The following is a 15,478-nucleotide window of genomic DNA, read 5'->3' on the forward strand; positions in this document are numbered from 1 at the left end:
CCCAATCCGTTATTAGTGATTCACACGCTCGATAGCGGGCCGGGTTCTTTGAGAGAAGCCATAAATTATGCGAATGGCAACTCAGGGCCGGATACCATTCGTTTTGCTATTCCGGCGCAGTCAACCATCAATATCAGCGGTGCACTTCCTGCATTGACCGACTCGTATACTGTAATTGACGGACATACTGATCTAGATAATATCCCGGATATTCAAATAGCCGGTGCGGCCGGCGTCGATGGTTTGATTATCAATTCATCCCACAACGTTATTACAGGTTTGATTTGGAGCGGGTTTGAGTTTTTTAATCCGATTCAGGGAATCGCTATCACTATTTCGAGTATTAATGCCCATCATAATCGAATTATCGGCAATTACATCGGAACGGACATCGCCGGAGTTGCGGCTTACGCAAACCGGCAAGGTGTTTTTATAGACAACGGTGCGCATCACAATGTTATCGGAGACGGTACGATTTCAGGCCGGAATGTTATTTCCGGTAATGTCTTTTATGGAATTGTGATGAGCGGCATTGGAACGGATTCCAATGTTGTTTTAGGAAATTTTATTGGAACCGATGCGACCGGTATAAGCTCGCTTGGAAACAGCGAAGGAATTTTTATTTTATTCGGTCCTCAGGGAAACCAAATTGGTAATGGAACGCTTTCCGGCAGGAATTTAATTTCAGGCAATGTCAGCACAGGTATTCACATCGAAGAAGCAAGCAATAATCATGTATTGGGTAATTTTATCGGTTTGAATCTTAACGGCGATCCTTTGGGAAATTATGTTGGAATTGGCCTTTATTCGGGAGCAAAAAATAATCGCGTCGGCGATGGCACGGCCGGCGGCCGCAATATTATTAGCAATAATTCATGGGAAGGTGTTGCGATCAGTTCATCAGGCAGTTCATCTGATGGCAATTTAATCCTCGGCAATTTTATCGGAACGGATACTCTGGGAACCTCCGCAATGCCGAATAATGGTAATGCCGTTTCTATAACCGGCGGCGATGGAGGGACAGCTCACTATAATTTTGTTGGCGATGGCACCGTCAGCGGGCGTAATATTATTTCAGGTAATGCCGGACGTGGAATCGAAATTAATACGGATAGTAATACTGTGTTTGGAAATTATATAGGCGTTGACGTAACCGGCAATAGCGCCATGGGAAACACAGGGCATGGAATTCTTGTAACCAATGCTTATGCGAATATTATTCGCAATAATGTCATTTCCGATAATGGATCTAGCGAAAGTTTTGGCGGCGGTCTGGTATTGGACAATGCACACAATCATATCATAACGGGCAATTTCATAGGCCTCAATGCTTCAGGTACAGCCGCAATACCGAATCGAATTGGAGGAGGTGGCGGTTCGGGTCTTCTCCTTGACAACGGATCTTCCTTCAACCAAATCGGCGACGGAACAGTGGCGGGCCGCAATGTGATCGGCGATAACGGCTCGGGAGGCGATGCGGCCGATAACATTGATGTTGTCAGCGGTTCCAACCATAATACTTTCGCCGGTAATTATGTCGGGACGGACATAACAGGAGCGGTTGGATTGGCCAGCACTGCGCGGGTTGGATTTTATTTCGTCAATTCCTACCGCAATCAAATCGGTGTGCCCGGCGTCGATGGGGGCAATGTGATTGCCGGACACGCTTCCGGGCCTGGTATAGAATTTTATGATGCCGATAGCAATGAAGTGCGTAATAACAAAATCGGTCTGGCATTCGACGGATCGGCGCTTGGAAATGATATTGGCATCAATATAATCGGCGGCTCTTCGCACAATAAGATAGGTGGAAACGGCGCCGGCGACCGGAATGTTATTTCATCCAATAATTCGCAAGGTATTTCTATTTCTGATATAGGTTCCGATAGCAATTATATCCTGGGTAATTTTGTGGGTGTCGATCCGGTTGGAACAGCCGATTTTGGCAATTCCCTTGGAATTTTAATTGGCAGTGGGGCAACCGGCAATTTTATCGGTGATGGTCAGCCCGGCGGCAGAAATATTATTTCCGGCAGTGCTCAGGAAGGTGTTTTAATCAATGGCGCTGACGGCAATTTTGTTTATGGTAATTTTATAGGGACGGACATAACCGGTACTGTTGCAATTCAGAATAATAACGGCGTCATGGTTCAAAACGGTAACCGCAACATTATCGGCGATGAAGGTCCAAACCGGGGCAATTTAATTTCCGGTAATAATTTCTTCGGTGCGCTGGTGTATGCGGTGTTTGCCGATGCCCGCGATAATGTTGTTCGTGGCAATAAAATCGGAACGCAGATGGACGGCATTTCGCCTTTACCTAACGGTATTCATGGTATTCGCGTTTATGCCAATTCCGGTAATGCCACCAATGATTCGATCATTGCTAATACCATTGCATTCAATACGTCTTTCGGAATTGAAATCGAGGGTAACGGCCCGAAAGCGGACAGTAATATTGTTTTCAAGAATTCAATTTTTAATAACGCTTCCGGCGGAATCAATCATGTCGCGACGGCGCAAGGATTTGTCTGGGATCCTGTGATTACGACGATTGATATTGATTCAACCGTTCACGGCATTGCGGCATCGAACGCGCTGGTTCATTTGTATGCTGATGCCGGCAATCAGGGACAATTTTATTTGGATACCGTCCGTGCGAGCGGTTCCGGTAATTGGGCAAGAAAAGTTCCGCTGTTTGCAGGATATAATCTGACGGCATTGCAAGACAGCGCGCATAACACGTCCCGGTTCTCAGCGCCTCTGGCAGCAATCGTACTTAATCCATTATTGGTAACATCGCTGGCCGATGACAGTACAATTGGAAGTTTACGTTATGCGATCGGATACGCTAATTCGAATTCAGCTCCGGATACGATCCGTTTTGCGGCGGCGTTTACGACGGGTGACACGATCTATGTGGACAAACCTTTACCGAACGTAACTGACTCGCTGACGATGATTGATGGCGGCCCGATCAAAATGAATATTGCCGCATCCGGTTCTTTCACCGGATTTTCAATCATGTCCTTACGGGCTCCGAAGATAACGTTACATAACTTGACATTCGATGGACGTGGAATCGCACAGCGTGCGATGTTTTTTGATAATGCCGGACTCGGTGCGTATTTTGGTATTCTTGAGAATTCACGCGTTATAAACTTTACTACGGTTGGCGTGCAAGGCGATATTTCATGGGTTACTATTCAGAATAACTGGATTGCGGTTAACGGTTTGGCCGGAATTGCGCCAGGGCCATTCTGGGTTGTCCGCGGTAATATGATCGGAACAGACGAGACTGGCAATGCCGACTACGGAGTGCAGCAAATTGGTGTTGCGCTGACCGCTTATCCGGGAACGCGCGTCGGTGGTGCCAATGTTATCGACCGGAATATTATTTCCGGTAATGACAGCGCCGGTATTTTGATCGATAATTCGCAGTTCAATATGATCGAAGGTAATTATATCGGTACTAACGTGAGTGGTAACGCCGCGATAGCTAACGAAACCGGTATTCGCGTATTGAACAATTCACATCATACTCAGATCGGTTCGCCGATAGCCGGCGGCGGCAACGTGATCGCCGGTAATTTGACGTACGGTATTTATTTTCAAAATTCCGATACCTGCAGTGTGCAGAATAATTTCGTCGGTATCAACGCTGCCGGCAATACGGCACTTGGTAATTTGCAGGACGGTATTGGTATTTCCAATTCACGGCAAACTAAAATCGGCGGGGCTTTACCTTTTGATCGTAATATTATTTCCGGTAATGCCGACGAAGGTATTGAATTAGCTGGCGATAATAATTTCATCGTTGGTAATTATATTGGTACTGATGCGGCCGGTAATGCGGCAATTGCCAATGTCAGCGGCGTTGGCGTTTTCGGCAAATTTAATAAAATTGGCGACGGTACGGCATCAGGCATCAATGTCATTTCCGGTAATTCATTAACCGGGATTTACTTCCAAAATGCCGACTCCAATTTAATGTCAGGAAATTTTGTTGGCGTCGCCGCCGATGGCGTAACGCCATTAGCCAATCTTGCTGGCGGAGTTTCAATCGATGTCAATTCTGACCGCAACACTATCGGGGATACAGTTTCGAACGTTTTTACCAATGTGATTTCATCCAACGTCGGTTCAGGAATCAGTGTCAGTGGTCGTAAGAATATTGTAGCCGGTAATTTTATCGGAACGGATTCCAACGCCGTATTAAACCTCGGTAATACCGGTGAAGGAGTGTTCGTACTTAACGGTTCATCGGTCGATACGATCGGTTTAAATGTTATTGCGCATAATGGCGCCAACGGTTTACGTTACGATGGCGGCGCAACGGATAGTAACTGGACGTACGCCAATTCCATTTTCAATAATACATTATCCGGAATAGCTATAACCAGCGGCGCTCAGCAAGGTATTGCAAAACCTGTTATCTTAAATCTTGCACAAGATTCAATTTTATCCGGCCTTGCCGCGCCCAATGCAATGATCTATGTTTTTGCCGATTCGTCGGATGAAGGAAAACTTTTTATTGATACGACACGAGCGAACGCTGCAGGTCAATGGTTCAAAAAAGTCAATCTTGGTGCATTACCTATAGGATTGGACTCTTTGACGGTTCTGCAAGATAGCAGTCAAAACTCATCCGAATTTTCTCTGCCTATTTCGACAATCATTTTGGATCCGTTGCTTGTTACGAATACAAATGATGCGGGCACAGGGTCTTTGCGTGATGCGATCACGTATGCCAATTCCAATGCCGGTGCAGACACCATTCGTTTTGCGCTTCCGCTTATCGGCCAGACCATTACCATTATTTCAACTTTAAATGTCACCGATGATTCGACCGTGATTGACGGGGATATTGACGGCGATAACATACCAAGCATTACTATTGCAGCCAGCGTACCGGGATTTCACGGAATTCAATTATCCAGCCAAAGAAATACGATCAAACATTTGAATATGGTCGGCTTTGGTAATACGAATATTGCTGCGATTCTGGCGGTTGCAAGCTCGTACAATCGTATTATCGGCAATCGCATCGGAACGAATCTTGCCGGTACAGCCGCCGGTGCGCCTAATTTTATTGGAATTTGGCTTCACATCGGTTCTAAATATAATACGATCGGCGATACGCTCGCGTCGGGACGAAATATCATTTCCGGAAATGCACGGCCGATTGCCATAACCTTCAATTCTGACAGTAATTTAATTATTGGTAATTATATCGGTACGGATGTGACGGGTCTGAGTCCTATCGGTAATACCGATTGGGGGATTGAATTAACCAGTACTGTCAAGCATAACCGAATTGGCAATGGAAAAGCAAACGGTCGAAATATTATCAGCGCGAATACATCCCAGGGAATTTTGATCGGTTCTAATTCCGATAGCAATGCCGTGATCGGAAATTACATTGGTGTGGCGGCTGACGGCGCAACGGCGATGTCTAATTCGGTAGGTATCGGCGTCATGCAAGGTTCACGCGGCAATCGAATTGGCGACGGTACGGTCGGCGGACGGAATATTATTTCAGGAAATTCAAGCAACGGTATTTCCCTACTTGTTGATGCTGCTCAAACGATTATCGATGGAAATTTTATCGGCTTAAGTACAACGGGCTTACCAGTGGGAAATGGTTTCCGCGGAGTTGAATTAAGCAGCAATGCTTCCGGCGATTCGGTAACTAATAATACCATTGCCTACAATGGCGCTGAAGGCGTGATCATCGATGGCGCCACAACCGACAGTAATATCGTTTTCAAAAACTCTATTTTCAATAATGGTGGAGCCGGCGTATCAGTAATTAATGGAGGCCAGCAAGGGATAGTTCCCCCGGTGATTACAAATGTGTTTTACGATTCGACAGTTGTCGGTACGGGAGCGCCTAATGGGCTTATTCATCTTTATGCCGATACGACCAATGAAGGCAAAGTATTTCTGGATTCGATTCGGGCTGACGGCGCCGGTAACTGGTCGAAAAAAGTTACGATCTTTGCAGGTATGAATATTACGGCATTACAAAATGTCGGACTCAATACATCGGCATTTTCGAATGCATTTCAACCGATCGTCGGTACGATTGGTTTAACGCCGGGGAGCTTGAGCTTCGGCAATGTTGCGGTCGGCGACAGCGTAACGCAAATTGTTAAAATTTTTGCGGCGACCGGCGGCATGATTGTCAGCGGAGCTTCGCTTGATTTAGGGGCGCAGTATTCGATCAGCGGCTTCGTCATTCCGGATACACTTTTTAGCGGCGATACAATGATCGTTAATGTCAAATTCAAACCAACGGTGTTTAGTCCGACAAGCGATACCCTGCGTCTGGTGAATAATTCAGGCCTAAATCCTTTGAAGATTGCATTGAATGGCACGGGCGTCAGCGGTTCGCTGACTGCATCCGTGAGCCCGATGAATTTCAGTAATGTTGTGTGGGGAGATAGTGTACAACAAAGCGTAAAAATTTATTCCAATGGCGGAGCCGTTTCGATTTCCGGAATAAGTTTAAAAACTAACAATCAATTCAGAATAGACTCGACCTTAGGTCCGCCGACACTGTTTACCGGCGACACTGCGGTAGTATTTGTTACTTACAAACCCAATGGATTCACGACCCATATCGATACAATTCTTGTAGCCAATAATTCCGGTGTTAATCCATTAAAGATCGGAATGTCGGGTACCGGAGCGGGTGGTGTATTGGCAACGTTAACACCGAATGTGTATTTCGGTACCGTACCGGTTTTGGACAGTGCCAAAATGCAAATCCATTTGTTTGTTCCGCATGGTTACGTTCAGGTCAATAGTGCTGCTTTAAAAACCGGCTCCCATTTCCAATTGGTTCCGCTCGGTACAATTCCTGCCGTTCTCGGGCCAGGCGATACGCTAAAATTTGAATCAAAATTTTTGCCCGGCGTTGTTGCTGCGCTCTTTGATTCGGTAATCGTCAACAGCAATTCATTGAGCGCTTTCAGTGTTCGTCTTGATGGCAATAGTATCGTTCCGCAAGTCACGCCGATTCGTGATACGCTGTATGTCATTGAAGATGCCAAAGTCATGGAACAACAGCCAACGACCAATTTTGGTTCGGCAGGTGATATTTATGTTTACGGATCAAATGCTAACGGAGCGGGCAATTATCCTAACGACCAATCGAAAGCGTATGTCAAATTCAATCTTGCTTCGCTGCCGGCCAGCGCTGACATCCTCTCGGCTACATTGAAAGTTTCTTCACCTAACGGGTTTGCCTACAATTACGATCCGTACCATTATGCATTTTTTGTCACCAACGATGCATGGACCGAAGGAAGCATTACATGGAATACACGGCCGGCGCAAGGAACTTTGCTTGGGCAATGGTTTGCATGGGCTAATGGCTTCAACAGTTGGACCTATACGCTTACGAGCGATCCACTGCGCACGCAAGTCGCTGCAGAAAGAGCCGGCGACGGTATTCTGTCAATGGCGATTTCAAATGAAACCGGTGCATATTACCATTATTACTATTCCAAAGAAGGAACGCCGAACCAGAATCTCTGGACCCAATTAATCGTCGATTATTTGCCGTCGACGCTGGCAACCTTAACGCCGATTCAGAATATGGGCTCGGTGCAACTCGGCGATAGCACTACAGCAGTTTTGAAAGTTTTTGCGACAGCGGGAACGGTAACGATCAACGCGGTCAACTTGCAAAATGGCGGCGATTACTCGCTCAATGTTGGAGGCGGATTACCGCAGGTGTTGAATCTTAATGACACGATGTACGTGACGGTTAAATTCAAGCCAACAACTTTTGGAGCGATCAACGACGTCGTTGATATTGTCAATACGACCGGTGTCAATCCTTTCCAAATCACGCTGAATGGTACTGGTGTCGTCGGTACGCTTGCATCCAATATCTCGTCAATCAATTATGGCAACGTACTGGTCGGTGACAGCGTTACACAAAATGTTAAATTTTACACGACATTAGGCGCTGTGGCGATCAGCGATACGGCATTCAATTTTGGAACGCATTTTAGCGTGGCCGGTCCGTTGACTTTACCGGATACGCTTTTTGCGGGAGATACGCTGACCGTTCCTGTGAAATTCCGTCCGCGAAATTTTGGAGCTCTGACCGATACGTTGCGTGTGACCAACAACTCGGCAGCGAGTCTCATGAAAATCGCGCTCAACGGAACTGGTCTTGCCGGAACGTTGGCAACGTTGACTCCAAACGTTAATTTCGGAAGCGTGCAGATCGGCGACAGCCTAACGCAGGCGGTTAAAATTTATCCTGCTACCGGAGGCGTTTTAGTGAGCAGCGCCAATTTCAAATTTGGTACACAATTCAATATTGGTAATGCGTTATCATTACCGCGGATATTATATCCCGGCGATACGTTGTTTGTCGACGTTGAATTTAAGCCAACGCTGACGGACACTTTGCGCGATACGATTAGTATTGCCAATAATTCAATAACCAATCCTTTCAGAATCAACCTTGTTGCACGAGGCGCTGTAGGACCTATTATCGCATCGCAAACTTCGATCAATTTTGGCGGTATTCATATTGGCGACAGTCTTGTTACTATCGTCAAACTTTATCCGTCAACCATTGGATTATTGATTAATAGTGCCTCGATGGATTTTGGCAGTCAATTTAGTCTCAATTCAACGCCAACTTTGCCGAATGCGTTTACGATCGGCGACACTTTATTTATGGCGGTGAAATTCAAACCGAATAACTTCGGTGCGTTTACAGACACGATTCGTGTCAGCAGCAATGCATTGATCAGTCCGTTATCGATTGTGCTTAACGGTACCGGTTTGATTGGAACATTGGCAACAACCAGCACTTCTGTCAATTTCGGTGTTGTGCAAATCGGCGATAGTGTGCAGCAAGTTATTAAATTCTACACAACTATCGGCGCCGTTAATGTGGATAGTATCAAATTGGATGTGAATGGCGATTTTAAAATCGTCGGTATTACGCCCGGTATTCCGTCTATACTCAAACAAACCGACACGCTGCAGGCAACGGTGAAATTTAAACCTTCGGTGTTGTCGACGCGTACGGATTCGATGCGATTATTTAATAATTCAGGAACCAATCCATTCAGACTGTTCCTGAGCGGCGTTGGTAATTCCGGTACTCTTGCGACATTACCGTCCAGCGTTAATTTCAATAACGTATTTGTTGGCGACAGCGCTCAACAGACCGTTAAAGTATTTTCAGCCAGCGGCAATATAACCGTCAGCGCAGTGTCGCTCGAATCCGGAACGGATTATCAGGTTGTATCCGTCTCCAGCGGATTGCCGCATGCGTTGCCATTGGGCGATACGTTGCTAGTCGTGGTCAAATTCAAACCGAAGAATTTCGGAAGCCGGAGCGACCGATTAGTTTTGAATAATAATTCGTTATTGAATCCTGTGAAAATTAATCTGAGCGGAACGGGAACCGGCGGCACGCTTGCATTTACGCCGGCTGCGATCAATTTCGGCAATGTGCTCGTCACCGACAGCGCCGTTCAAACGGTCAAGCTATTCACAACGGCAGGCAGTGCCATTGTCAGCTCAGGGCTGCTAGACATAGGCAATGACTTCACAATCCAATCAGTTTCTGGATTACCGGATACGATCGCTACCGGTGATACCATTGTGGCTGTTATTAAATTCAAACCCACGGTTTTTGGTGCGTTGTCCGATACGATCCGCGTCAGCAATAATTCTACCGTTGATCCGCTCAAGCTGGCACTGACAGGCGCCGGTCAGGCGGGAACACTGGCATCGCTGCAATCCGGTGTTGATTTTGGTTCAGTGATGATTGGCGACAGCGCTGCTATGCAAATGAAATTCTATGCGGCGACCGGTCAGGTCGTTATTGATAGTGTGAATTTGCGCTATTATGATGATTTGAAATTAGTGAATTCAGGCTTGCCTATAGTTCTGACGGCCAATACGACCGATACTTTATTGGTAAACGTTAAATTCATTCCGGCGAACTACGGTAACAAACTGGATACGTTGCAAATTTGGAATAATGCGGCCGTCAATCCGTTTGCTTTGCGTTTGGACGCATTTGCGGATACGAATGCATTTCCAACTGCATTCAGGCTTAAACCGGTTGACAATGATAATATCTCCGGCAGCCGCACGCCAGCGCTGACATGGGAAGGCCGTGGTGACGACGATGGCGATGCATTAAACTATACGATACAAATTGCAACGGCCAACGATTTTCTGTCGATCGTACAATCGCTCAATGCCGTTGACTCGATGATAACCGTGCCTTCGCCATTGGATAGTGCCGGAAGTTACTTCTGGCGCGTCATTGCGAGCGATGGGTTAAGCGAAACATACAGCGATACAGGATTTTTCCGGATCGATGCAGCGCAGCCGGAAATGATCATCGCCGTTCTGACCAGCACTGTGCTGAAAAACGCGATCTCAATCTATGCGCAAAGTAATGAAGATCTTGATTCCATTGCCGGTGCTTACGGGATGCACAATACATCCGGCGCTTTGACCGATAGTGCGGCGTTAACGTTGACGGCCGTTGCGGGACAATCCGGAGTATATGCAATGCCATTTGTGCTGCCATCCAGCGGTTCGTTATTCCTCACCGTCACGGGTTATGACTATGGCGGTAACCAGACCACTATTTCCCGCAGTTATAATGCGATCATTACAACGGCCAGCGCTGCCGTCGCACTGACTACACGCGATGGCGCTGTTACGCTCAACGGTGCGAAGGGAAGTTTGGCTAATGACGGATTTATTTTATTGAGTCAACAACCAAAACAGAAGCCGAGTCAATTAAGAAAATCGATAGAAACTAACGCATGGACAGAGGTTGGAGAACGTATTGATCTTATCAGTACTGTCGAACTTAAAAAAGACAAGTATCTTCAACTGACGGTCCGTTATTCTGGCGACGCACTCCAGTCCCTGAAATCGCGAATCGATGATTTCGATGAACGTAAAATTGGTTTGTATTTCAGAGATAACGGCGAATGGAGTTATCTTGGTGGAGAAGGCGCTGAAGGCCAGATCACGGCTAAATTGGATAAATTTGGCGAATTAGCGATGTTCTATAATCCTGAACACGTGTTCTTGCCTAAGAAAATCGAGCTTTCGCAGAACTATCCGAATCCATTCAATCCGTCGACAACGATCCGGTTTGGATTGCCGGATGAAGGCAAAGTTAAATTGACCGTCTATAATATTCTTGGTCAAAAAGTGAAGGAGCTTCTGAGCGAGTCACGCAATGCCGGTTATCACGAAGTTCGCTGGGACGGTAAAAATGAAATCGGACAGCAGGTGGCAACAGGAGTATACATCTACCGCTTGGAGACGCCTAAAGAAATCGTTGCGAAGAAGATGCTCCTGGTGAAGTAAAAAATTAGAAATTAATTTTAAATAGATGAAGTGGGAGAAAACATGAGACGTGTCGCAAAATATCTGAGTGTCGGATTAATTGTGATTTTATGCGGTTGCGGAGATGATGTTCCGATCGATTCGGCATGGCAATTATTTCGGGACAAGGATTATGTCTCTGCGCATGCAGCGTTTAGTGCATTGACGGGAAGTACCAATGAAGCTTACGTCGGATTAGGTTGGACGACCTTAATGATGAGTATTGATTCTGTCGACGCATCGGACGGTTATTTCCAGGCCATCGAAGCGGATTCCAGTCTGGATGGATATGCCGGTTGGGCGATTGTAAGTTGGAGCAGGGGCGATTATGCCAATGGTATCGAGCGTGCGAAATTTGTAATTCGCCATGCACCAAGCTATGTGTTCAATCATGATAAAACAATTACCTATCTGGACATTCTATATCATGAAGCGTTGTGCGCTTTTAATGTCGGCGACAACCAATTGACGATCGATTTGATCATACAGCTCGACGATGGTTTCACGCCACCGGATTTGAATGATCCTAATATTCAATCCATCTTGCTGCAGAAGCTCGAAGCGCTATATGATATTTTGAAATGAACGTATACAAAAAAACAGGCTGATCGCCTGTTTTTTTATTTTCCTTAAAACCTGCTTACATCTCTGCCGAATAGCGCTGCTTTGAACCAATCGAAGAGCACAAGCACTTTGTTTTTTAAGCTCACTAACCTTGTTAAATAAGCTGAACGCCAGAACAGCCAAGTCGATATGCCGCCTGATTTGGCTTTGGGTAAATCGGCTAACGCGCGATTGTCGCCAATGTAGGCCAACATTCCGAGATGCTTATATTTGAAGGATTTCAACCGGCGTTGTCGTGCGAGAGCATTGAAATGTTTAGCCAGGTATTTTCCCTGCTGCATGGCTAATTGCGCTGTGGCGGGAAAATTATGGCCCTGCACATTGGCGCAGTCGCCGGCGGCGTAAATCACATCGGTTGATAATACACGGCAAAAATCATCCGTCAAAATCCTTGACGTGGCGTCTTTTTGGAATGGCAATGACCGGATCAGTTCCGACGGTCCGTTCCCGGTAGACCACACCAGCATTCCGTAGTAAATTTCATTACCATCGTCAAGCAAGATGGTATCGGACGAGACATTTTTAACGATCTTTCGTGTCATGACGTTAACATTGTGCCGTGCAAAATGCGTCGTTGCATAGTCGGACAAACTTTCGTCAAAAGTATTGAGAATGCTTTTGCCTCCTTCGATCAACGTAATGTACGCCCGTTGAATCAAATCAGGGTATGAACGGGCCAGTTCTTCTTTCATAAAATCCGACAGCTCGGCTGCAAATTCAACGCCTGTCGGCCCTCCGCCAACTACTACAAAATGCAACAGGCGGCTTCGCTCCTCCGGTGTGAGTGTCGGCGTTGCAGCCCTTTCAAAATTATCGATAATTCGTTGGCGAATGCGGCGGGCATCACGCAGTTCTTTCAGAAAGAAGGCGTATTCGGTAACGCCGGGCACGCCAAATGTGTTATTGACCGCGCCGACGGTTATCAACAAAAGATCGTAGGCTATTTCAAAATTTTTCGCGTCAACGGCATTTTCGCATACTACGGTTTTTGCCGAGGCGTTGATGTCACGCGCAAATGCCTGAATGAAAGTAATATTTTTTTGCAGGCGGATGGGTTCAATAATACTGCGAAATTCGATTGTGCCAACGGTTGTACTCGGTAACAGCGGGGTAAATAAAAAATGATTACGCGGGCTAATGATGGTCACATCGTACGCATCCATGCGTAAAGCACGAATCAGGCTCATTGATGCAAAGCCAGTTCCGAGTATGACTAACCGTTTTTTCATGAGGTAGAATTAAACTTATTTGTCATGGAGAGATGACAATACTATGACTCAAACACAGCAGATGAGTTACGGATTATTAATCAATCAATCGCGCGGATACTTTCGATGATGGTCTGCAGGATTTTTTCAGCTTCTTTATTCTCAACATTGTTGAAGCCGCTGTCTACGAGGTAAACGCGCTCTTTGTGATTGCCGACGCCCAATTTGATATACGTCTGTATATTTTCGAGATGGGTAACTCCAATGGAGAATATAAAATCAATGTTGTTGATCTTTTTCTCTTCTTCTAAAAGAAACTGGCTGGTTGAATAAGTGACTTTGAGGTACGACAGAATAATGTCGTTGGTAGATTTTAATTCGTTGGTGGTGGACGTAATGAAAAAATACATCTGGTTGTCGGGACTAACGCATTCGATGTAGCTGTATTCCTCTTTACTGTCGGTGTTGAATGTCACGTACCAATCGGCGGGCGTTTTGAATTCGACGTAATAATTTTTGAATTCGTGTTTTTCCCATTCGGATTTGGGTTTATCTTGAGCGGAAATGGTGGCCGTCAATAACCGGCACAGGGCAAGCAGGGTGATAATTTTGAAAAGATTCACAAACGCCTTATAGTTTAATCACATGGAGTACATCGGTAGCATGCGTGTCCACTTTGACTTTATCGAATACATGTTCGATCATGCCGTCTTTACCGATGACAAACGTTGAACGTAAAATTCCTTCATATTCCCGGCCATACAGTTTTTTCAATCCCCAGGCACCGTATTTTTCAGCAATTTTGTGATCGGGATCGCTGAGCAGGGGAAAAGGAAGCTTATATTTCGTCGTAAATTTTTGATGAGACTTTTCGTCGTCAGGGCTGATTCCGAAGACGGCGATCTTATGCTTATTAAAATCGGAGTAATCGTCTCTGAAACTGCACGCTTCTTTCGTGCATCCCGGCGTATCATCTTTAGGATAAAAATACAATACTACGTACTGTCCTTTGTAATCGGATAATTGGACAGTGTTACCATTGGTATCTTTTAATTTAAAATCGGGAGCTTTACGACCAGGTTTGAGCATAAAGATTCTTTCTTAATCCGGTAGAACTTCCGTTTTCCATTCTAAATTATCAAAGCGGGTATCGGTATAACGCTTTTTGACGATAAGCACGGCGAGGCGTTGGTAATCAGCTTCGCTCATGGTTGCAATGGGATCAAACTCTTCATAACTCCGGCGAATGAAGTCGAGGTTATTGGTTTTAAATTCTTCAATGATCCCGTTTTCTTCATTGGTAACTCGGATCGTCATAGGAGGACCTCCTGTATGAATTGAATTATTCCTGTACTGCTTCTTTGATGTCCGCGTAATGGGCGTGACTCAACATTTCAAGATATGTTTTAGCGTCGCGCTGGCATTTGCGGGCGTTTCGGCCGTTCGTAGAAAGAACGGCTACTTTTTCAAATGCTTCTTCCGCCTCTTCCCATTTTTCCATATAGACAAACGTTTTACCTAATTCAAGATAATAAGCCGGCAAAGAATCATTGATCGTAATGGCGGCTTTGAAATGCTCGATGGATTTCTCATTGGAAGCTTCACCCAAAACCTGCCGATCCATCATCCGTAAATAACTTCGTGTCAACCAATTCAGATTGGCAATCTCACGGTTCCAGCGCCCTAAAAGGTAATGGCAAACGTCCGAATTAGGATTCAGCGTCAATCCTTTTTCTGCTTCGGCGCGAACTTCATTCAGGCAATTAACTTTGTCTTTGCCTGATTTGTGTAATGCCAGTTTACCTAATGCGATTGCCAGCATCGTATGACTTTCCACATGGTTCGGATTAAGTTTGACAGCATTACGCGCAATGTCGACAGCTTCCTGGTATTTGGTTAATTGATCGTTGCCCTTGGGCAGAATATCGCCCATGGTCGTCAGTTCAGCAACCATCTTCCATAAAGCTTCTACATGATAACCGCTGATATCAAAAGCCGCTTTATATGCTTTATAGGCTCCTTCGTTGTCATTTGCAAAGTGCAAAGAATCGCCGATTTCAATCCAACGTTCCGGTGTTTGAGCGTTGGCATTAACCAATAATACTATAGGAAATAAATACGGTGCGATCATCCAACGGAGAGAGTACGTATGCGTTGTGTGTACAATACTCATGGGTGCGCGTTAAGCGTTTTCAAAAAATCGATGGTGCTTGTTATACGTAGGAGTTAAGCGCATTTGTGAG

The 15,478-nt window shown here is 45.6% G+C and carries 7 protein-coding genes; 2 read left to right on the plus strand and 5 right to left on the minus strand.

The features are described 5' to 3' along the window. Positions 1-48: 48 nt before the first annotated feature. Positions 49-11,385 carry a choice-of-anchor D domain-containing protein gene (locus tag K1X84_12175; protein ID MBX7152392.1) on the plus strand — a complete coding sequence of 3,779 codons (11,337 nt, stop codon included), beginning with the start codon at positions 49-51 and terminating at the stop codon, positions 11,383-11,385. 42 nt (positions 11,386-11,427) lie between these two features. Then, complete coding sequence (locus tag K1X84_12180) at positions 11,428-11,988, plus strand: hypothetical protein (GenBank protein MBX7152393.1); 561 nt, start codon at positions 11,428-11,430, stop codon at positions 11,986-11,988. 44 nt (positions 11,989-12,032) lie between these two features. Here K1X84_12180 and K1X84_12185 read toward each other — a convergent pair whose 3' ends face one another. The 5 genes from K1X84_12185 to K1X84_12205 all read right to left on the minus strand — a co-directional run bounded on the left by K1X84_12185 (position 12,033) and on the right by K1X84_12205 (position 15,408). Next, a complete protein-coding gene (locus tag K1X84_12185; GenBank protein MBX7152394.1) occupies positions 12,033-13,256 on the minus strand; it encodes an FAD-dependent oxidoreductase in 1,224 nt (407 codons plus the stop codon). Between the two features lie 80 nt (positions 13,257-13,336). After that, on the minus strand, positions 13,337-13,858 hold the full coding sequence (locus K1X84_12190; GenBank protein ID MBX7152395.1) for a hypothetical protein: 522 nt from the start codon (positions 13,856-13,858) through the stop codon (positions 13,337-13,339). Between the two features lie 7 nt (positions 13,859-13,865). Continuing rightward, positions 13,866-14,324 (minus strand): thioredoxin-dependent thiol peroxidase, encoded by a 459-nt coding sequence (bcp, locus tag K1X84_12195; protein MBX7152396.1) that lies wholly within the window; start codon positions 14,322-14,324, stop codon positions 13,866-13,868. 12 nt (positions 14,325-14,336) lie between these two features. Continuing rightward, positions 14,337-14,552: a hypothetical protein gene (locus tag K1X84_12200; GenBank protein MBX7152397.1), complete on the minus strand. Its 216-nt coding sequence runs from the start codon at positions 14,550-14,552 to the stop codon at positions 14,337-14,339. A gap of 25 nt (positions 14,553-14,577) precedes the next feature. Further along, on the minus strand, positions 14,578-15,408 hold the full coding sequence (locus K1X84_12205; GenBank protein MBX7152398.1) for a hypothetical protein: 831 nt from the start codon (positions 15,406-15,408) through the stop codon (positions 14,578-14,580). Positions 15,409-15,478 lie beyond the last annotated feature (70 nt).

This window comes from bacterium (assembly GCA_019695335.1).
Classification (GTDB): domain Bacteria; phylum CLD3; class CLD3; order SB21; family SB21; genus JABWBZ01.